The sequence below is a fragment of the Mixta gaviniae genome (assembly GCF_002953195.1).
Lineage (GTDB): Bacteria > Pseudomonadota > Gammaproteobacteria > Enterobacterales > Enterobacteriaceae > Mixta > Mixta gaviniae.
The window spans coordinates 3,181,858-3,200,640 of sequence record NZ_CP026377.1 but is presented as its reverse complement, the minus strand read 5'-3'; the positions used below and the strand labels follow the sequence as shown (position 1 = coordinate 3,200,640).

The 18,783-nt window shown below is 55.3% G+C and carries 19 protein-coding genes, 1 tRNA gene and 1 pseudogene; 18 read left to right on the top strand and 3 right to left on the bottom strand.

Annotated features, from left to right (window positions below; genetic code table 11):
- Positions 1–188: 188 nt before the first annotated feature.
- The 8 genes from C2E15_RS14850 to C2E15_RS22085 all read left to right on the top strand — a co-directional run bounded on the left by C2E15_RS14850 (position 189) and on the right by C2E15_RS22085 (position 8,305).
- Positions 189–479: a hypothetical protein gene (locus C2E15_RS14850; protein WP_104958058.1), complete on the top strand. Its 291-nt coding sequence runs from the start codon at positions 189–191 to the stop codon at positions 477–479.
- A gap of 42 nt (positions 480–521) precedes the next feature.
- Positions 522–875, top strand: coding sequence for a phage tail protein (locus C2E15_RS14845; RefSeq protein ID WP_104958057.1), 354 nt, complete (start codon positions 522–524; stop codon positions 873–875).
- The gene (locus C2E15_RS14840) at positions 872–1,576 is read left to right on the top strand and encodes a phage minor tail protein L (RefSeq protein ID WP_104958056.1); all 705 of its coding nucleotides are present in this window, start codon (positions 872–874) and stop codon (positions 1,574–1,576) included. The genes C2E15_RS14845 and C2E15_RS14840 overlap by 4 nt, the downstream gene beginning before the upstream one ends.
- Positions 1,576–2,301 carry a C40 family peptidase gene (locus C2E15_RS14835; protein ID WP_104958055.1) on the top strand — a complete coding sequence of 242 codons (726 nt, stop codon included), beginning with the start codon at positions 1,576–1,578 and terminating at the stop codon, positions 2,299–2,301. Before C2E15_RS14840 ends, C2E15_RS14835 begins: the two co-directional genes overlap by 1 nt.
- Positions 2,244–2,768: a tail assembly protein gene (locus C2E15_RS14830; protein ID WP_104958054.1), complete on the top strand. Its 525-nt coding sequence runs from the start codon at positions 2,244–2,246 to the stop codon at positions 2,766–2,768. The genes C2E15_RS14835 and C2E15_RS14830 overlap by 58 nt, the downstream gene beginning before the upstream one ends.
- Positions 2,769–2,777: 9 nt before the next feature.
- The gene (locus tag C2E15_RS14825) at positions 2,778–5,936 is read left to right on the top strand and encodes a TipJ family phage tail tip protein (protein WP_104958053.1); all 3,159 of its coding nucleotides are present in this window, start codon (positions 2,778–2,780) and stop codon (positions 5,934–5,936) included.
- A complete protein-coding gene (locus C2E15_RS14820) occupies positions 5,936–6,940 on the top strand; it encodes a DUF6453 family protein (RefSeq protein WP_104958052.1) in 1,005 nt (334 codons plus the stop codon). The genes C2E15_RS14825 and C2E15_RS14820 overlap by 1 nt, the downstream gene beginning before the upstream one ends.
- 69 nt (positions 6,941–7,009) lie before the next feature.
- Entirely contained in the window at positions 7,010–8,305 is a 1,296-nt protein-coding gene (locus tag C2E15_RS22085) for a phage tail fiber protein (protein ID WP_245912278.1), read from the top strand.
- A 66-nt stretch (positions 8,306–8,371) separates the two neighbouring features.
- Here C2E15_RS22085 and C2E15_RS14810 read toward each other — a convergent pair whose 3' ends face one another.
- The 3 genes from C2E15_RS14810 to C2E15_RS14800 form a co-directional block, all read right to left on the bottom strand.
- On the bottom strand, positions 8,372–9,544 hold the full coding sequence (locus C2E15_RS14810; RefSeq protein WP_104958051.1) for a tyrosine-type recombinase/integrase: 1,173 nt from the start codon (positions 9,542–9,544) through the stop codon (positions 8,372–8,374).
- Between the two features lie 163 nt (positions 9,545–9,707).
- A tRNA-Arg gene (locus C2E15_RS14805) sits at positions 9,708–9,782 on the bottom strand.
- A gap of 77 nt (positions 9,783–9,859) precedes the next feature.
- Entirely contained in the window at positions 9,860–10,783 is a 924-nt protein-coding gene (locus C2E15_RS14800; protein WP_104958050.1) for a formate/nitrite transporter family protein, read from the bottom strand.
- 242 nt (positions 10,784–11,025) lie between these two features.
- Between C2E15_RS14800 and ccmA the strand changes: the two genes are divergently transcribed.
- The 10 genes and pseudogenes from ccmA (at position 11,026) to mlaA (ending at position 18,763) form a co-directional block, all read left to right on the top strand.
- Positions 11,026–11,643, top strand: a complete 618-nt coding sequence (gene ccmA, locus C2E15_RS14795; RefSeq protein WP_104958049.1) for a cytochrome c biogenesis heme-transporting ATPase CcmA — start codon at positions 11,026–11,028, stop codon at positions 11,641–11,643.
- Positions 11,643–12,302 carry a heme exporter protein CcmB gene (gene ccmB / locus C2E15_RS14790; RefSeq protein ID WP_104959202.1) on the top strand — a complete coding sequence of 220 codons (660 nt, stop codon included), beginning with the start codon at positions 11,643–11,645 and terminating at the stop codon, positions 12,300–12,302. Before ccmA ends, ccmB begins: the two co-directional genes overlap by 1 nt.
- 39 nt (positions 12,303–12,341) lie before the next feature.
- Positions 12,342–13,085, top strand: a complete 744-nt coding sequence (locus tag C2E15_RS14785; protein ID WP_104958048.1) for a heme ABC transporter permease — start codon at positions 12,342–12,344, stop codon at positions 13,083–13,085.
- Entirely contained in the window at positions 13,082–13,309 is a 228-nt protein-coding gene (gene ccmD / locus C2E15_RS14780) for a heme exporter protein CcmD (protein WP_104958047.1), read from the top strand. Before C2E15_RS14785 ends, ccmD begins: the two co-directional genes overlap by 4 nt.
- A 1-nt stretch (position 13,310) precedes the next feature.
- Positions 13,311–13,788 (top strand): annotated as a pseudogene (ccmE, locus tag C2E15_RS14775) (cytochrome c maturation protein CcmE).
- Positions 13,785–15,740: a heme lyase CcmF/NrfE family subunit gene (locus C2E15_RS14770; RefSeq protein WP_104958046.1), complete on the top strand. Its 1,956-nt coding sequence runs from the start codon at positions 13,785–13,787 to the stop codon at positions 15,738–15,740. Before ccmE ends, C2E15_RS14770 begins: the two are co-directional and overlap by 4 nt.
- Positions 15,737–16,294 (top strand): DsbE family thiol:disulfide interchange protein, encoded by a 558-nt coding sequence (locus C2E15_RS14765; RefSeq protein WP_104958045.1) that lies wholly within the window; start codon positions 15,737–15,739, stop codon positions 16,292–16,294. The genes C2E15_RS14770 and C2E15_RS14765 overlap by 4 nt, the downstream gene beginning before the upstream one ends.
- On the top strand, positions 16,291–16,752 hold the full coding sequence (locus C2E15_RS14760) for a cytochrome c-type biogenesis protein (protein ID WP_104958044.1): 462 nt from the start codon (positions 16,291–16,293) through the stop codon (positions 16,750–16,752). The genes C2E15_RS14765 and C2E15_RS14760 overlap by 4 nt, the downstream gene beginning before the upstream one ends.
- Positions 16,749–17,963: a c-type cytochrome biogenesis protein CcmI gene (gene ccmI, locus C2E15_RS14755; RefSeq protein WP_104958043.1), complete on the top strand. Its 1,215-nt coding sequence runs from the start codon at positions 16,749–16,751 to the stop codon at positions 17,961–17,963. The genes C2E15_RS14760 and ccmI overlap by 4 nt, the downstream gene beginning before the upstream one ends.
- A 35-nt stretch (positions 17,964–17,998) precedes the next feature.
- The gene (gene mlaA, locus C2E15_RS14750; protein WP_104958042.1) at positions 17,999–18,763 is read left to right on the top strand and encodes a phospholipid-binding lipoprotein MlaA; all 765 of its coding nucleotides are present in this window, start codon (positions 17,999–18,001) and stop codon (positions 18,761–18,763) included.
- Positions 18,764–18,783 lie beyond the last annotated feature (20 nt).

Sequence of the window (18,783 nt, the reverse complement as noted above, 5' to 3'; positions counted from 1 at the left end):
CACTATCCATTCTGCAACTGGAGACCCTGAAGAGCTAACCAAGCAGATTGCTCAAATCTCTTACCAACAGTCACTTCGAGCAATGAAGGATCAACAGCGACCAGGCGGAATGCTGACGCAGCGTAAATAAAAAGTGTTTGAATTGTTTTATGCTGTCCGGGAAATTCTTCATTTTAAGGACAAAAATAATGGAAATCACAGGTAAACACGAGGGCGACCTCCTGCTAAGCAATGACGTGGTAATTCGTGGCATGGTGTGCGGTAATCTTATCGTTCCAAATGGTATTAAAGCGGAAGTGCCTGGCATGGTAACAAAAAGAATTACCGTTGAGCCGGGCGGAATTCTCATCTTGCGAGGGATGGCCTCTGGAGGTGTCACTAACAACGGAGGTTATATCGAGATTTATGGCATGGTTAACGGAGGTTTGATTGAAAACTCCGGCACCACGAAAGTCGACCCTATCGCACACATCAATTAAATGTAAACCCGCCACGGCGGGTTTTTTATTGAGAGCAATCCCATGCCAGAAACTTTCACATGGATCCCCCAAGCGGGATTCACGGGCGAGCGTACGCCTGATGTAGCGGTCGTTAAGTTAGGCGATGGCTATGAGCAGCGTCAGGTGAAGGGGATAAACCCTTTAATGGGGAAATACCCACTGACATTCATTGGCTATGACGATTCGAAGTGTGCCCGACCAAACGTGGCTAAAGCCGTCGATGCATTCCTGAAGGCGCGCATGGCGGTGGAATCTTTCTACTGGACGCCATCTGATACCGGCGTGCGAGGGCTATATGTGTGTCGTTCCTGGTCAATGCAAAAGACAGGGAGCGTTTATCAATTAACCGCAACGTTTGAGCAGGTGCCGCGATGAGAGACATCCCAGCAGAGTTAATCATCGAGAGCGTTGATGCAGGTATAGGCGCGATGCTCGACCTGTTTGAAGTAGACATGCAGTCATTTGGTGGAGATGTGATCCGTTTTCACGCGGGCACCAATGGCTATTACAACGATGTCATCTGGCAGGGGCGAGCTTATTCAGCCTATCCGATCGCTGTCGAAGGGTTTGAGGTTAAGTCTGAAGGAACGTATTCGCGCCCCACGATGACGGTGGCGAACATCTCCGGGTTAATTACTGGCATCAACCATGATTATGACGATGCGCTGGGAGCTGTAGTAACGCGTCGGCAGGTGCTGGTTAAGCATCTGGATGCGGTGAACTTCCCGAACGGCAATGCCGATGCAGATCCGACTATGGAAGCCGTGTCTCGCTATGTCATCGAAGAAATGTCAGAAGAGACTTTCGAGACGGTCACTTATAACCTGGCGACTCCGGTTGACTGCGATAACGCGATTATTCCGGCGCGAACCATTCTGGCGGATGTTTGCCAGTGGGTGTATCGCGGCGATGGCTGTGGCTACTCTGGCCCTGCTGTTGCCGACGAGAAGGATAACCCAACATCTGATATGTCACGCGATAAATGCTCAAAGCACCGCAGCGGTTGCCGTATGCGGTTTCCCAAACCAAGCCCGTTGCCGTATGGCGGTTACCCCGGCTCTGCAAAGGTGTCCTGATGCTTGAATCTGAATGTCTGAAATATGCAGCTTCTTCCGATGGGGAGGTCTGCGGGTTAATTATTGACGGGCAACAATTATGGCGATGTCGCAATGCCCATCCCGATCCGGCGCGTAACTTTCGCGTTGACGAAACAGAATGGCTTAAAGCAGAGACGGCGGGAGAAATCACCGCCGTTTTTCATTCTCACCCTGACTCAAAATTAGTGTTGTCTGCTGCTGACCGCAGTGCGCAGCTTAATTCCGGTCTTGACTGGTGGTTAGCCAGCGATGGACGTCTTCGCAAATTCCGGCCGGTGCCGCACCTGCTGGGCAGACGATTCGAACACGGGGTTATGGATTGCTACACGCTTTTTCGCGATTCCTATCACCTCTGCGGCATCGATTTGCCTGACTTCGAACGCACTAACGGTTGGTGGGTGCGCGGCGAAAACCTCTACTTAAAAAATATGGAAGCTAATGGCTTTCATGAGGTTGGTTTTGAGGACATCCAGCCGGGTGATGTGATTATCCGTCGCGCATTTCCTGAATGCGACCCGTGCCACGCGATGATTTGGTTGGGAGACAACATCATCCTGCACCACGAAGTGCATGGCAGGCTTAGCCGCCGTGAGCCGCTTCGCCAGATGCATGTCCCTCTGATTCACTCTATCTGGAGACACAAACAATGCTCACTTTTGGATTTGCGGGGAATTTACGACGACATTTCCGCCAAATCACTCTGAACGTCGACACCCCCGCGCAGGGGCTTCGGTTGCTGCTGGCGCAGTGTCCTGACTTTAAAAGAGACTTCTATCAAACCCGGTTACGCATGCGCATCGACGGCAGTGACATATCCGCTGACAACCTTGAATTCCATATGAACCGCCACGTTAAAGACGGTGCGCGAGTGCTGTTTGTTCCCATTGTTGAGGGTTCTATCTCAGCCGTGGCAGCGGCATGGATTATGGTCGCTGTGACAGTAGCTTCGGTGGCTTACTCGCTTTACATGACGTCGCACATGAAAACAAAAACTTCAGCGGATCAGGATACCAATTCCATTACTAACAACTCATTCACCAGCGCGGAAAACCGCATTGGCCAGGGTAGACCGGTGCCACTGTTGCTGGGTGAGATGGTCATTGGGTCAAACGTTATCAGTCTGGGCATCGACACAACGAATAATCAGGACTGGGATATTTCTATTAGCTAAGGTGAAATTATGGGCTCAGGCGGCGGAGGTGGTAGCACTCCCAAACTACTCGACGATAATCTCAAATCAAAACAATTCCTGCGCGTTCTTGACCTTTTAACAGAAGGGCCAATCTACGGCCCTGTAGATCAAAATAATCTCTCATCTTTCATGCTAAACAAAACGCCTGTTACCGACTCATCAGGTAACGCCACCATTAACGGCGTGAGTGTGGCATGGCGACCGGGGACGGAGACACAGACACCAATTAACGGCTTCAACACCATTGAGGCTACGACTGTGGTTAATGCTGACGTGACGCAGGCAACTCCCCTTGTCAGGACGGTTACTGACAGTGACATTGACCGTGTACGCATGAATATCGGCGTGTCAGCGCTGGTTGAGCAGGACAAAAAAGGCAACCAGAAGCAGGCGTCAGTGACGATGGTTATTGAAACTCGCATTGGTTCAGCCGGCTGGCAGATACAGAAGACGGTCACCATAACTGGTAAGCAATCAGGTGAATACCTTGAAGCTCACCTCTTTGATGCCCCGGAAACTAAACCATTTGATATTCGCCTGCGTCGCGTAACGCCGGACAGCAACAGTGACCTGCTCAACAATGGCACCATCTGGAACAGCTACACAGAAATCACGGATGACAACCTGTCATACCCTTATGCCGCTATTGCCGGTTGTGTGGTTGACCGAGACCAGTACACCGATACACCAACAAGAACCTACCACCTTCGCGGGTTGATTGTCGATGTGCCGGATAACTATGACCCGATCACGCGAACCTACACAGGAATATGGACCGGCAGTTTCAAGTCAGCCTGGACAAATAATCCGGCATGGTTGTTTCGCGCTCTGGTAAAGAATACGCGTTATGGCCTGGCGAAACGTGCTGGTTACATCGATGTGGACGATGGCAGCTTGTATGTGCTGTCGCAATTCTGCGATCAACTGGTTGATGACGGCTACGGCGGCAAAGAGCCTCGCTTTACCCTCAACGCTTATATCACAGAGCAGAAAAGCGCGCGCGACCTGCTGGATGATATTGCTGGCATGTTCCGGGGTATAGCGTTATGGGACGGCATGCGCTTCTCAGTGATGCTGGATAACCCACAGGATCCTGTTGCCTCAATCACTAACGCCAACGTGGTTGATGGGCTCTTCAGCTATAGCTCAATGAAGCGCTCAGAGCGATTTAATGCGGTTATTGTATCGTGGACGGATCCGAATAATGGTTGGTCTCAGGTCAAAGAGTACGTGTCAGACGATGAGATGATTGAGCGCTACGGCTACAACGAAACCACGCTTGAAGCATTTGGCTGTACATCGCGTGGTCAGGCATTCAGAACAGGCAAGTGGATGCTTGAAACCTGCAAGCGCGAGACTAAGAAAATCACTTTCAAGATGGCACGTGAAGCTATCCGCTTCATGCCTGGCGATGTTGTTGAGGTTATGGATAACAACTATGCAGCCACTCGACTTGGTGGACGCATTATCTCTCATGCCGGTCGTAGCATAACTGTCGATGCTGATGTGTCAGCTCTGGTAGGTGGCGGCGATACTATGTCGCTGATGGGTTCAAGCGGCAAGTTCGTTAAGTTTGAAATCGCCAGCGTAGCCAGCCGGGTAATTACGCTCAAAACAACGCCTTCATGGGTGCGTGATGGAACCGTCTTTGTTATCACCACTGGTGAGGTCGCACCAAGACTGTTCCGCATCATGGGTATTTCTGAAGATGAGAACAACTCGGTATATAGCATTTCAGCAACACTGCACGACCCTAATAAGCAAGCTGTAGTTGATGACGGCACCGTGTTCGAAACGCCCAACGATACCCTGAATGGATATCGCGTCCCGAACATCGAAAATTTACGCATCATAAACACGAATAGCGAAACCGTTCAGGTGACAGCTACATGGGAGACCGCAACGCTCACTAAAAAGATCGTGTTTGAGCTATATGTATACAGCGCTGACGGGAAAGTGGTGGCTCAATATGAAACAGACCAGTTTCGTTATGAGTTTTACGGCCTGAATGCGGGTAGCTATACACTCGGTGTCCGCGGCCGGAACGAAAATGGGATGAAAGGAGCGGAGACTCAGGTCAGCTTAGTTATCGGCGCCCCGTCCGCACCTTCATTTATCCAGTGGACGCCTGGCATCTTCTCCGCCGATATTGTGCCAGTCATGAACGTCGCGGCCACCACGGACACTTCCTTTGAGTTCTGGCATACAGGCCAAGTTAAAGCAACCAGCGCAGCGAACATCGTGAATGAGGCTCAGTTTCTTGGCCGCGCTTCACAATGGACTCTGCATGGGCTGAAGGCCGACACGACCTATTACATGTATGTGCGTACGAAAAACGCGTTTGGCACATCTGCTTTTGTAGAGGTATCAGGTCAGGCATCAGCGGACATCCCTGGCATGTATGATTACATTGATGACGCAATTCGTAACTCAGATACCTTCGAGCACTTAAGCAGTCAAATCGATACCAATATTGAGGGCATGCTGCAGAACGCCTTGGATAACAACTCATCAGTAGACCATCAATTCCAGCAGTACGGGGAGGTTCGCGCGGACATCCTGACTGTTCGCACCACTATCGCAGACGTCAGCAAAGCGATGGCAGAGCAGAATACGCTTGTACAAGCTCAAATCGGCGATCTGACATCTTCAGTTAACCAAAAGCTGACGGCCACAGTAAATTCAGATGGTAGCGCCAGTGCGTTCTATGATGTGGGTCTACAGATTCTTCGCAACGGACAGTATTACAAGGCCGGCATGGCTATGGGAATTGAGCCGTCGGGGGGCGGTTATAAATCAACGCTGGCTTTTAGTGCTGACCAGTTCGGTATTTATACCGGAAATAACCCTGGAAGTTATCAACTGGCTTTTGCAGCTATTAACGGGCAAGTATTTATCCGATCTGCACTGATACAGGATGCCAGCATTGATAGTGCAAAAATAAAGGATGCTGCTATCACCAACGCAAAGATAGCCGGGACTCTTGAGTCTGTCGGTTACGCATCTGGTAATGGCTGGCAATTTGGTAAGGATAACAACCAGCTCAATTTCCGTTCAGCAAACAGTGGCTTCTTTATTGACTCTACCGGCGCCGGCCTTAAAAGCAGTTCGGGTGTTATTCTTCTCAAAATGGGGTTCAAACCATAATGGCTGGAGAGCAAGGTTTCTGGTTGACCGCTGACAATGGTAGTAGCTATTACAACCTGCTTTCAGGAGGCGCACGGGCGATTACTTATCTGCAAAGGATAAGAATTGCGCCAGGCAGAAATAACACACGCATTAGCACTACCATTTCAGGGAAGGGCGCAAACACAACATTGCTGGTCGTTCCGGTCACGATGTACGGTATATTTCAGGACTCAACCAGCCTTGCCGTTGATACCGTCGGGGTTAACAGCATCACGGTTTCTGGCAGTGTTGTGACTGTTAATTTCAATACCTACTCAGTAGGGGTCGATATTGGAGGAACTACTGACAATGGATGGTTCCTGTTTGACGTATATGAAACCATTAACCCCACAGACTCATCGTATGGTTTTTTTATTCCTGATGGCACAAATTTCACAGGCATAACCGATGCGACGCGTGCTGGCTACTGCGTTTACCGAACCACGGTTACGTTAGGAAATGGTGGCACATGGACAGTGCCGGCCAGTGTTCAGGGCAGGGCTAACTGCTCTGTTTTCGCTAACTGGAACAGCGCAACCGCAGTAGTGGAATATACCAATAATAATAAGACAATTTATGTCTCAGGCGGTTCGGTAACGCTTAACATTGCCGTTTTCAGCAATGGGTTTGCGCTTACCATGCCTGAATATGGGTTCTACCTCTTCAACAATAGCGGGCAGTGTACATTCAACAGCGCATACATCCCCATGTTTATAAAAAACACCGTTACCGTTAGTGGAACCAGTGCTTCTACAGGCGTGACGAGGCCAATGGTTTGCCTGGGGATATATGGTGGAGATTCGAAAAAGGAGAGCGGAATGAACTGGAGTTTTTATAACAGAGGATTAATTATGTCCGGAAGTAATATCCGTTCATCGCGAGGGAAACAAACGCTGCTGGCTGACACCGGCGGATATCAGGCTGTTCTGCCTATAGCATCCGTACCAATCGTCGTTCTGGATGGTGAACAGTATTTTAACTAGCCGCCAGATTTCAACAATCATCATTCAATAATATCCGCTTCGGCGGTTTTTTTATGCCCGGAGATAATTATGCCAGCAGGCACTATAAAGCTAACCAATAATTCAACTGCCGTTACAGGTACAGGCACGTCATTTAGTAATGAGTTGGCCGCCAGTGATTTTCTGGTCGTTGTTGTGGGTGGGGTAACATATACCCTCGGTGTTAAATCAGTAGAGTCCAATACCGGGTTAACGCTGTTGGCAGCTTATAACGGACCAACCATTACCGGCCTTTCCTGGACGCCCGTTCCGAACGCAACGCTCGTCGGCATTACCGCTCAGGTAGCTGCTGATGTAGCCAAAGCCATTCGCGGAATGAATCTCGACAAGAACAACTGGCAACAGGTATTCAGCGGAACGGGCAACATTACCGTTACGTTACCGGATGGTAGCCAGTTTACTGGCCCGGCATGGAGCGCTATTACCACGCTGCTCAATAACAAAGCGGCCAAAGGTGATAACAACGATATTACGTCATTGTCCGCCCTGACGACGGCTATTTCGATTGCGCAGGGTGGCACGGGTGCCAAAGATGCAGCAACAGCCAGAAATAATCTGGGGTTGGGCACAGCTGCTATCCGTGATGCATATAGTAACAGTGGGAAAATGCTATCAGAAGGCGATGGGGGGTGGTTGACGACGACTCCCGCAACCGTTGATGGATTGTATAACAGGTATCCAAGCCAGATAAGAAGGTCTGGGGGAGCCAGCGGAAGCGTACCGTACGGTAGCGGCATCTATCTTGGCTACGATAACAACATATGTTTCCATATAAACGTTGAAGGCAGTGGCAACCTGAGATTTCGCTATCTTGCGAACGGGCTTATCACGTATGACTATACATGTTATCACACAGGTAACACGACCAGAGCTGCCGACGGCACCCTGAAAGCCGCCTCCCCAGTCGCTCGTATTACAAAATCACAGGAAGAAAACAAGCGCACCGATATTGATGAACAGGATTTTGAATGGTGCGGTGCTGGCACACGCAACGCAGAAGCAGCAGGTATCACTATTACACGAATGGACACCGGCGTTTATGTTTTGACTGGCTCCCTTGGCCTGGCGAAAGAAGGCTGGCAGCTGTCACCACCACGTGACCCAATGGGGTCAGGGGACATGGGGATTGTCGAAGCGGAAGAGACAGAGAGCGGAGGCATTACCGTTCGTCTCTATAAACGCAAGTACATGCTCAGCGATGATGGTGAAATCGTACTGACGAAAGGGCCATTAATCGACGTGCCGCCTACCAGCTGGATTGATATTCGTCTGCAGATGCCGGAGAAGGAATCTTCACCGGAAGAGAGCCCGGGAAGCGATGAGTAAGAGGTGAGACAAATTTGGGACATGCAAGGGTTTGTGACCTTTGCCAATCCTTTGCATGTCGCCGGATCATTTAATTTTCTCGTCCAGCCAATCCGCCCACCACTGCATCATTTCTATGCGCGTTTCCATATATGCTGCGTGGTTGTAGATTCCTCGCGTTCCTTTGCTGTTTGTGTGCGCCAGTTGAGCTTCTATAGCGTCGCTGTTCCAGTGCTTCTCATTCAGTACTGTACTGAACTGGTGCCGGAATCCATGCCCTGAAGTCTGCCCTTCGTAGCCAATTCGACGAATCACGCCAAGTATGGTGTTTTCGCTGATAGACTTTTTCTTATCATTGCGGCCAACAAAGCAAAGCTCGTACTGGCCTGTGACTTTCTTTAGAAACGTCAGCAGCTCGGCAACCTGATCAGACATCGGAACAACATGAATACGGCGCCCCTTCATTACAGAAGCATCGATAGTGATTAACCTGTTCTCAAAGTCGACGTTTTTCCATACCATCGACCGGAGTTCTTTGGTACGTAGCGCGGTATAGTGAAGAACCTGAGTTGCTATCTTGGCTATAACGCTGCCACCGTAACCGGTCAACGCCCGCTGAAACTCATGAATGCGGCTCATGGGAAGGAAAGGGAAGTTTTCTTTTCTGTATCCTTTAAGAGCATCAACTAAGTCCGGAGCCGGATTGTATTTGGCTCGTCCGGTGATGATTGCATACCGGAAAACCTCTCCGCACCTTCTTCTCGCTTTATCCGCCCGCTCCATAGCGCCCCGATCTTCAAAGTGGCGAATGACTTTCAGCAAAACCATCGGCTCTACTTCTCCCATCTTCATATGTCCGATAATTGGCAGAATGTCATCATCGAACATCCGTCGCATTTCATCGGCGTAGCCATGAGACCAGACCTTTGACTTGTGCGCATGCCACTCATTGAAGATGTCGCCAAACGAATCAGCAACGGCTTCTTTTTCTTTTTTCTTCACCGCCTGCTTTTGCTCTGCCGGATCGACACCGCTCAACAGCTTCATCTTTGCATCAGATTGCTTCGCACGGGCTTCTGTCAGGGAAATCTCAGGGTAGGGGCCAATGACCAGTGTTTTTTCTTTACCCTCGAAACGGTAACGAAGGCGCCAGACCTTTTTTCCTGACGGCGGAACGAAGAGGAACAAGCCTCCGGCATCAGCCAGGCGATAAGGCTTTTCTTTGGGCTTTGCTGCCTCGATTTGTTTTACGGTAAGCATGCGGGCATAAATCCGTGGTCATTTTTCACTATGCCCGCAATATGCCCACAAAGATTTGGTGTAGTCAATGGATGCGGGGTAACGTTGGGTAACGTCGAATATGCGCTTGGGCTTTGTTTAAAGGGTTTTTGGTGCTTTGGGGAAATGGCGGGTAATGTGAATGTGGCGTCCCCTGCAGGAATCGAACCTACAACTAGCCCTTAGGAGGGGCTCGTTATATCCATTTAACTAAGGGGACGACGGCGGGCAGTATAACGCAATTCCTTTCGCAGATTAACCACTTACCCGCCTGACTGCTTATTCTCTCGACAACCGCTAGCGGCCGCCGCGTTTTTCTTTCTCTTTCGCCTGCTTTTTGCGCTCCGCTTCAGCCTGCGCTTTTGCCTTATTGCTCATATCGTTACGGATCTGCGCATGGCTGAGCAGGGCAAAGATAAAGGTGCCGCCGATAATGTTGCCGGCCAGCGTCGGCAGGGCGAAAGGCCAGATAAATTCCTGCCACGGCAGCGCGCCGGTAAACACCAGGTACCACACCTCTACTGAACCCACCACAATGTGCGAAAGGTCGCCCAGCGCCACCAGCCAGGTCATCATTATGATCACCAGCAGCTTTGCGGCGCCCGATGCCGGGAACATCCACACCATGGTGGCGATAATCCAGCCCGCAATCACCGCGTTGGCGAACATCTCGCCCGGCGGGTTCTCCATCACTTTTTCACTGATATGGGTAAAGGCGAGGCGCGTCGGCTCATCAAAGATCGGCATATGGGCAAATGCCAGCGCGGCCAGCCCGGTGCCGATCAGGTTGCCCAGCAGCACCATACCCCACAGGCGCAGCAGCAGCAGGAAATTGCTGCCGGTAGGTTTATGCATGATGGGCAGCACGGCGGTCACCGTGTTCTCGGTAAAGAGCTGCTGACGCGCCATAATCACGATGATAAAGCCAAAGGTATAGCCGAGGTTCTCCAGCAGAAACGCGCCCGGCACCCCCGCCAGATGCACCTGAAAAATGCCTTTCGCCATCAGCGATGCGCCCATCGACAGCCCGGCGGCAACGGCCGACCACAGCAGCGCCATGCTGTCGCGCTCCAGCTCCTTTTCGCCATCCTGGCGGATCTGTTCATGTATCGCTGCCGCGCGCGAAGGCAGCTGCTCCTCATCTACCTCGATCTCTTCACCCTGATCCTTCTCTTCGCTTTCAACTTCGATTTCGTTGTCTTGCTGTTGTGGTGATGTCATACAAACCCCAGTGGTGTTGAACAATCCTTTAAGCGTAGCCAGTTTTGAAGTAAGTAAAATGTGACTTAATTTTAGAGAAAAAGTAACAAACCTTTAATATCGATGTTTTTTTAGGCAAAAGATTGATCTGATGCAGCTAATTTGACCCGATCCACCCATTCCTGAGCAGTGGTCAGGCTACGGAGCGATACTGACTTATGTTATTATCGCGGCCCGATTCAATAGTGCGACATATTCCCCTCATGCTGGAAGCCACCAATCTGACCTGCATACGCGATGAACGCGTACTGTTCAGCGATCTCAGTTTCGCTGTCAATCACGGCGATATCGTTCAGATCGAGGGGCCGAACGGCGCAGGAAAAACTTCGTTGCTGCGGCTGCTGGCGGGGCTGAGCAGCGCGGAGCGCGGCGAGGTGCGCTGGCGGGAAGAACGGATTCAGCAGCAGCGCGCGCAGTGGCATCGTGACCTGCTGTTTATCGGGCATCATCCTGGCGTAAAAAGTGTGCTGTCGCCGCTGGAGAATCTCGCCTTTTATCATGCCGACTGCGATGAAACGCAGCGTTTCGATGCGCTGGAGGCGGTCGATTTGCTCGGTTTCGAAGAGATGGCGACGGCGCAGCTGTCGGCCGGACAGCAACGGCGCGTTGCGCTGGCGCGGCTGTGGCTCAGCAAGGCGCCGGTCTGGATCCTCGATGAGCCTCTGACGGCCATTGATGCGGACGGCGTGGAAAAACTGATGGCGCTGTTTGTTCGCCATGCGCAAAACGGCGGCATGGTGATTTTAACCACGCATCAGCCGCTGCCGGCCGCCGCCTGTCCGCTGCGCAAAATCAGCCTGACGGCGGGGGAGCGTTGCTGATGCTGGGACGCGTCATCGCGCGCGAGCTGCGCATCGCTTTTCGCAGCGGCGCGGAAGTGATTAACCCGCTGTGGTTCTTTTTAATTGTTATCACGCTGTTCCCGCTCGGCATCGGGCCTGAACCGCAGCTGCTGGCGCGCATTGCGCCGGGCGTGGCGTGGGTGGCCGCGCTGCTGTCCTCGCTGCTGGCGCTGGAGCGGCTGTTTCGCGACGATTTCGCCGACGGTTCGCTGGAGCAGCTGTTGCTGCTGCCGACGTCGCTGCCGGTGACCGTACTGGGCAAGGTGATCGCGCACTGGCTGATCACCGGGCTGCCGTTGCTGCTACTGTCACCGCTGGCCGCGCTGCTGCTGTCGCTGAACGTCGCCGGCTGGCGGGCGCTGGCATTGACTATCCTGCTCGGCACGCCGACGCTCAGCCTGCTGGGCGCCATCGGCGTAGCGTTGACCGTCGGGCTGCGGCGCGGCGGGGTGCTGCTTAGTCTGCTGGTACTGCCGCTGGCGGTGCCGGTGCTGATTTTCGCCAGCGCGGCGATTGACGCGGCCGGTATGGGGCTGCCGATCGGCGGCTACCTGGCGATTCTGGGCGCGATGCTGGCGGCCAGCGCCTGTCTGGCGCCTTTCGCAACGGCGGCGGCGCTGCGTATCAGCCTGCATTAAAAAATGACTGTCGATTTATATTTACCGTGAGCAATAACAATGTGGAAATGGATACATCAGCTGGCGAAGCCGGAACGGCTCTATCAGCTTAGCGGCCGACTGGTTCCCTGGATGGCGCTGCTGGCGGCGCTGACGCTACTAACCGGCTGGGGATGGGGGTTCGGCTTCGCGCCGGCGGATTATCAGCAGGGAGAAAGCTACCGCATCATCTATCTGCATGTGCCGGCGGCCATCTGGTCGATGGGGATCTACAGCGCGATGGCCGTCGCCGCCTTCACCGGCCTGGTGTGGCAGATGAAAATGGCCGATCTGGCCGCCGCCGCGATGGCGCCGGTGGGCGCTACCTTTACCTTTATCGCCCTGATCACCGGGTCCGCCTGGGGCAAACCGATGTGGGGCACCTGGTGGATCTGGGACGCGCGCCTGACCTCGGAGCTGGTGCTGCTGTTTCTCTATCTGGGCGTTATCGCCCTCTACAACGCCTTTGACGACCGACGTATGGCGGGCCGCGCCGCCAGTATTTTGATCCTTGTCGGTGTGGTTAATATTCCCGTTATCCACTTCTCGGTACAGTGGTGGAATACCCTGCATCAGGGGTCGTCCGGCATGCTGCAACAGGCGATCGCGCCGAGCATGCGCACGCCGCTGCGCTGGGCGATTCTGGGATACCTGCTGCTGTTCATCACCCTGACGCTGATGCGCCTGCGCAACCTTATTCTGCTGACCGAGCGCCACCGGCCCTGGGTCGCAGCGCTGGTCAATAAAGGAGGGCGCGCCGCATGAATCCCGCGTTTTCTTCCTGGCACGACTTTTTCGCCATGGGCGGCTACGGCTTTTACGTCTGGCTGGCCGTCGGCTTTACCCTGGCCTCGCTGGCGATGCTGGCGGCGCATACCTTATGGCAGCGCCGTCAACTGCTGAAAAGCGTGCGTCAGCACCAGGCGCGTGAGCGCCGCATCAGAGCGGCAAAAATGAAACAGGCCGCAAGCCAGGCGGCAGGAGAATAATGTGAATACCCGTCGTAAAAACCGCCTCTACGTTGTCGCGGCGATCCTGGTCGGGCTGAGCCTGGCGACCGCGCTGGTGATGTACGCGCTGCGCTCCAATATCGATCTCTTCTATACCCCAGCGAAATTCTCTACGGCAAAGGCGAAGCGCATGCCAAACCGACGCCGGGCCAGCGGCTACGCGTCGGCGGCATGGTGATGCCGGCAGCGTGAAGCGCGATGAAAAAACGCTGCAGGTCTCTTTTAAACTCTATGACGCCAGCGGCGTGGTCAGCGTCAGCTATGAGGGCATCCTGCCCGATCTGTTCCGCGAAGGGCAGGGCGTCGTGGCGCAGGGCGAGCTGCAGGCAGGCAATCTTATCCAGGCGAAAGAGGTGCTGGCGAAGCATGATGAGAAATATACGCCGCCGGAGATCGCCGACGCGATGAAGAAAAACCATCAGGGAACGGCGGCGCAGCCGCAGGATGGCCGCTCATGATGCCGGAAATCGGACATTTTCTGCTCTGCCTTGGGCTGGCGCTGGCGCTGCTGCTCAGCGTCTGGCCGCTGTGGGGCGCTTTGCGTCAGGAGAGCCGTCTCACCGGGCTGGCGCGTCCGCTCGCCGTCGGGCTGTTTCTTTGCGTGGCGGGCAGCTTCGCCGTGCTGGTGCAGGCCTTTATCGTTAATGACTTTACCGTGGCCTATGTGGTCAGCAACTCCAACAGCCAGCTGCCGATCTACTACCGCATCGCCGCCACCTGGGGGGCGCATGAAGGTTCGCTGCTGCTGTGGGTGTTGATGCTCAGCGGCTGGACGCTGGCGGTCGCCATATTCAGCCGCGGTATGCCGCAGGATGCAGTGGCGCGCGTGCTGGCGGTTATGGGAATGATCAACTTCGGCTTCCTGCTGTTTATTATCTTCACCTCCAACCCCTTTACCCGCACGCTGCCCGATTACCCTATCGACGGCCACGATTTGAACCCGATGCTGCAGGATATCGGGCTGATTTTTCATCCGCCGCTGCTCTATATGGGCTACGTCGGCTTCTCGGTCGCGTTCGCCTTTGCCATCGCCTCGCTAATGGCGGGACGGCTCGATACCGCCTGGGCGCGCTGGTCGCGTCCCTGGACCATCGCGGCCTGGCTGTTTCTCACTATCGGCATCGTGCTGGGCTCCGCCTGGGCCTATTACGAGCTGGGCTGGGGCGGCTGGTGGTTCTGGGATCCGGTAGAGAACGCCTCCTTTATGCCGTGGCTGGCAGGCACTGCGCTGATCCATTCCCTGGCGGTGACGGAAAAGCGCGGCACCTTTAAAGCCTGGACGGTGCTGCTGGCGATCACCGCCTTTTCGCTCAGCCTGCTCGGCACCTTCCTGGTGCGCTCCGGGGTGCTGGTTTCGGTACATGCTTTCGCCTCCGACCCGGCGCGCGGCATGTTCATTCTCGCTTTCCTGATCCTGGTGATCGGCAGCTCGCTGCTGCTCTATGCGGTGAAAGGCGGCCGGGTGCGCAGCCGGGTGCAGAACGATTTCTGGTCGCGCGAATCCTTTCTGCTCGGCAACAATGTGCTACTGATCGCCGGCATGCTGGTGGTGCTGCTGGGCACGCTGCTGCCGCTGGTGCATAAGCAGCTGGGGCTGGGCACCATTTCCATTGGCGAACCCTTCTTCAACACCATGTTCAGCGCGCTGATGGCGCCGTTTGCGCTGCTGCTGGGCATTGGGCCGCTGGTGCGCTGGCGCCGCGACGAGCCGCAGAAGCTCTGGAAGCGGCTGGCGCTGGCGCTGCTGGCGACGCTGCTGCTCTCGCTGCTGCTGCCGTGGCTGATGCAGGATCGCATCGAAGCGATGACGGTGGTCGGGCTGATGATGGCGCTGTGGGTCGCGCTGCTGACGCTGATGGAACTGCACGAGCGCGCCACCCATCGTCACAGCCTGCTGCGCGGCCTGACTCGCCTGCCGCGCAGCCACTGGGGCATGGTATTCGGCCATCTGGGCGTCGCGGTGACGGTGATCGGCATCGCCTTTAGTCAAAACTACAGCGTCGAGCGCGACGTGCGTATGAAAGCGGGCGACAGCGTCGATATTCATCGTTACCACTTTGTCTTCCGTGACGTGCGCGCGCTGAACGGCCCCAACTACAGCGGCGGCGCGGCGATTATCGACGTAACGCGCGACGGTCAGCCGGAAGCGACGCTGCGGGCGGAGAAACGCTACTACAGCGTGGCGCGCAGCATGATGACCGAGGCAGCCATCGACGGCGGCCTGACGCGCGACCTGTATGCGGCGCTCGGCGAAGAGCTGGAAGATGGCTCGTGGGCGGTGCGGATTTATTACAAACCTTTTGTGCGCTGGATATGGTACGGCGGCCTGTTTATGGCGTTCGGCGGCCTGCTTTGCCTGCTCGACCCACGTTATCGCAGCCGTAAAAAGGCGCAACGGGAGCTGGTATGAACAAGAAGATCCTCTATATTCCGCTGGTCCTGTTTCTGCTGCTGGCTGTCGCGCTGATGTGGCAGCTGTCGCGCAACGCCGACGGCGACGATCCTACGCGGCTGGAGTCGGCGCTGATCGGTAAACCGGTGCCGCTGTTTACGCTGGAGGCGCTGGATACCCCGGGCAAAACCTGGGATCAGTCGGTGCTGGCGAACGGCAAGCCATTGCTGCTCAACGTTTGGGCGACCTGGTGTCCAACCTGCCGCGCCGAACATCACTATCTCAATACGCTGGCAGAAAAGGGCGTGCGTGTGGTCGGCCTCAACTATAAAGACGATCGCGCGAAAGCGGTCAACTGGCTCAATACGCTGGGCAATCCTTACGCGCTTAGCCTGTATGACGGCAGCGGCATGCTCGGGCTGGATCTGGGCGTGTACGGCGCGCCGGAAACCTTTTTGATCGACGGCAAGGGCATTATCCGCTATCGCCATGCAGGCGATCTCAACGCGCGCGTCTGGCAGCAGGAAGTGCGGCCGCTGTGGGAAAAATATAGCCGGGAGGCGGACAAATGAGAGCGTTGATCCTTCTGCTGGCGGGGCTGTTGTTTAGCCTGAGCGCGCTGGCGGCAATAGAAACCTGGCAGTTCGATTCCGCCCGGCAGGAGCAACAGTATCGCGAGCTGACCGCCTCGCTACGTTGCCCTAAGTGCCAGAACAACAGCATCGCCGACTCTAATGCCATGATCGCCGCCGATATGCGTCTGAAGGTCTATCAGCTGTTGAAACAGGGGCAGAGCGAGCAGCAGATTACCCAGTATATGGTGGCGCGCTACGGCCATTTCGTCACCTATCAGCCGCCGGTGACCCCGTCGACGCTGATCCTGTGGGCCGGGCCGCTGCTGTTTGTCGTGGCGGGCGGGCTGGTGATATTTTTACGCAGCCGTCGTCTGCCGCTGGAGAGCGAGCGGCTGGACGAGACGGAGCAAAAGCGTCTGGCGGCGCTGCTGGAAAGCGACAGGAAACCTGAATGACTCTTTTCTGGATAGTATTGGCTGCGCTGCTGACGGCGGCGCTGCTGCTGTTTCTCGTTGCCGGCTGGCGCAGTGATCGTTTAACGGCGCCTGACCGCGACGCGCTGAACAAAGCGTTTTACCAGCAGCGGCTGGCGGAGCTGGAGCAGGATGAGGCGCAGGGCGTTATCGATGCGCGCCAGACGATGGTGCAGGAGCTGCAGCAAACGCTGTTGAATGACATTCCCGCCGCGCCCGCCGCCGCGCCCGCGCGTCCGCTGGGGCGCTGGGTGCTGCTGCCGGGCGCGCTGCTGCTGGTGATCGTCAGCCTGGGCTGCTACCTGAAAACCGGCGGCTTGCCCGGCCTGATCGCCTGGCAGCAGGTGCAGGATGACTATCCGGCGCTGCGCGCACGGCTGCTCGATCCGCAGGCAAAGCCGTTGACGCTGGAAGAGCTGGCGCGTCTGGGGCTGGGGCTGCGCACCTCGCTACAGCAGAACGACGGCGATCTGCATGACTGGCTGATGCTGGGCCGTATCGGCATGGTACTGAATAATCGCGATACGGCGATTCAGGCATTTCAGCGCGCGCTGCAGCTGGCGCCGAATAATAGCGAAATCAGGCTCAACTATGCGGAAGTGCTGACGCGCTCCAGCGATGCGCAGGATAACCGCGAAGCGCAGACGCTGCTGGAGGCGATGTTGAAGCAGGATCCTGATAATGTGCGCATACTTAGCCTGGCGGCATTTAATGCTTTCGGGCAGCAACAGTACCCGCGGGCGATCGAGGCCTGGCAAACCCTGCTGACGCTGCTGCCGCCCGATGATGCGCGCGTCGCGCAGGCGAAGCGCAATATCGAACAGGCGAAAACCGCCGCCGGGCTGCAAAGCAGCCAGCTGGCGCTAAGCGTCTCGCTGGGTTCGAAAGTAGAAAAAATGTTACCGCAGGACGGAGTGTTGTATATTTCTGTTTCTGACGGTGTTTCACCGGTTCCGGTGGCAGTGAAGAGACTGCCGCTGAGTCATTTTCCGCTATCGCTGACGCTGGATGACAGTAACGCCATGATGCCGGAGCGCCTGCTTTCGGCGCAGCATCAGGTGAAGGTGCGCGTGCGTATCGCGCGCGACGGCAACGCCGCTCCGCAAACCGGCGACTGGTTTGGCGAGAGCGCGTTAACGCCTTTTGATGGTCATCAGCATCTTACTGTTGAAATTGATCAACAGCAGCCCTGAAGCGGTACGCACTCAATCAATACAGGGAGAAGATTATGAACTACCGCCTGACGGGGTTGGCGCTGGCCAGCGTTTTGCTGGTCGGCTGCGCCAGCTCTCAGGATAACAACGAACCGCAGGGGCGTTCCGATCCGCTGGAAGGTTTTAACCGCACGATGTTTAACTTCAACTATAACGTGCTGGATCCTTATGTGGTGCGTCCGGTAGCGGTGGCGTGGCGGGATTATGTGCCGGTTCCGGCGCGCACCGGGGTAAGTAATTTTCTCGGCAACCTGAACGAGCCGGCGGCGATGGTGAACTCCTTCCTGCGCGGCGATCCCTATCGCGGTATGATCCACTTCAACCGTTTCTTCCTGAATACTGTGCTGGGGTTAGGGGGCTTTATCGACGTGGCGGGCATGGCGAACGACAAGCTGGCGCGTGAAGAGCCGCCGCGCTTCGGCGGCACGCTCGGTGCCTGGGGCGTCGGCTACGGTCCTTACGTGGTGCTGCCCGGCTACGGCAGCTTTACGCCGCGTGAAGATGGCGGCGACTATCTGGATACGCTCTATCCGGTGTTGAGCTGGCTGAGCTGGCCGCTGAGTGCCGGCAAGTGGGCGCTGGAAGGCGTAGAGACGCGCGCGCAGCTGCTCGATTCCGATGCGATTCTGCGCAGCTCCAGCGATCCTTACGCTTTCGTGCGTAACGCCTATTTCCAGCGTCACGATTTCCTGGCGAACGGCGGCAAGCTGAAGCCGCAGGAGAACCCCAACGCGCAGGCGATTGAGGGCGATCTGGACGATATCGACGCCGCCGAATAAGCGGCAAGAAAAAGGCGGAT

What these genes read in the sequence shown, in the direction of transcription:
- C2E15_RS14810 (WP_104958051.1), bottom strand. Translation starts at nt 9,544, where the DNA reads ATGCTTACCGTAAAACAAATCGAGGCAGCAAAGCCCAAAGAAAAGCCT.
- ccmB (WP_104959202.1), top strand. Translation starts at nt 11,643, where the DNA reads ATGCTGGGACGCGTCATCGCGCGCGAGCTGCGCATCGCTTTTCGCAGC.
- C2E15_RS14765 (WP_104958045.1), top strand. Translation starts at nt 15,737, where the DNA reads ATGAACAAGAAGATCCTCTATATTCCGCTGGTCCTGTTTCTGCTGCTG.
- C2E15_RS14785 (WP_104958048.1), top strand. Translation starts at nt 12,342, where the DNA reads ATGTGGAAATGGATACATCAGCTGGCGAAGCCGGAACGGCTCTATCAG.
- C2E15_RS14825 (WP_104958053.1), top strand. Translation starts at nt 2,778, where the DNA reads ATGGGCTCAGGCGGCGGAGGTGGTAGCACTCCCAAACTACTCGACGAT.
- C2E15_RS14835 (WP_104958055.1), top strand. Translation starts at nt 1,576, where the DNA reads ATGCTTGAATCTGAATGTCTGAAATATGCAGCTTCTTCCGATGGGGAG.
- ccmA (WP_104958049.1), top strand. Translation starts at nt 11,026, where the DNA reads ATGCTGGAAGCCACCAATCTGACCTGCATACGCGATGAACGCGTACTG.
- C2E15_RS22085 (WP_245912278.1), top strand. Translation starts at nt 7,010, where the DNA reads ATGCCAGCAGGCACTATAAAGCTAACCAATAATTCAACTGCCGTTACA.
- C2E15_RS14800 (WP_104958050.1), bottom strand. Translation starts at nt 10,783, where the DNA reads ATGACATCACCACAACAGCAAGACAACGAAATCGAAGTTGAAAGCGAA.
- C2E15_RS14850 (WP_104958058.1), top strand. Translation starts at nt 189, where the DNA reads ATGGAAATCACAGGTAAACACGAGGGCGACCTCCTGCTAAGCAATGAC.
- ccmI (WP_104958043.1), top strand. Translation starts at nt 16,749, where the DNA reads ATGACTCTTTTCTGGATAGTATTGGCTGCGCTGCTGACGGCGGCGCTG.
- C2E15_RS14830 (WP_104958054.1), top strand. Translation starts at nt 2,244, where the DNA reads ATGCTCACTTTTGGATTTGCGGGGAATTTACGACGACATTTCCGCCAA.
- ccmD (WP_104958047.1), top strand. Translation starts at nt 13,082, where the DNA reads ATGAATCCCGCGTTTTCTTCCTGGCACGACTTTTTCGCCATGGGCGGC.
- mlaA (WP_104958042.1), top strand. Translation starts at nt 17,999, where the DNA reads ATGAACTACCGCCTGACGGGGTTGGCGCTGGCCAGCGTTTTGCTGGTC.
- C2E15_RS14840 (WP_104958056.1), top strand. Translation starts at nt 872, where the DNA reads ATGAGAGACATCCCAGCAGAGTTAATCATCGAGAGCGTTGATGCAGGT.
- C2E15_RS14820 (WP_104958052.1), top strand. Translation starts at nt 5,936, where the DNA reads ATGGCTGGAGAGCAAGGTTTCTGGTTGACCGCTGACAATGGTAGTAGC.
- C2E15_RS14770 (WP_104958046.1), top strand. Translation starts at nt 13,785, where the DNA reads ATGATGCCGGAAATCGGACATTTTCTGCTCTGCCTTGGGCTGGCGCTG.
- C2E15_RS14845 (WP_104958057.1), top strand. Translation starts at nt 522, where the DNA reads ATGCCAGAAACTTTCACATGGATCCCCCAAGCGGGATTCACGGGCGAG.
- C2E15_RS14760 (WP_104958044.1), top strand. Translation starts at nt 16,291, where the DNA reads ATGAGAGCGTTGATCCTTCTGCTGGCGGGGCTGTTGTTTAGCCTGAGC.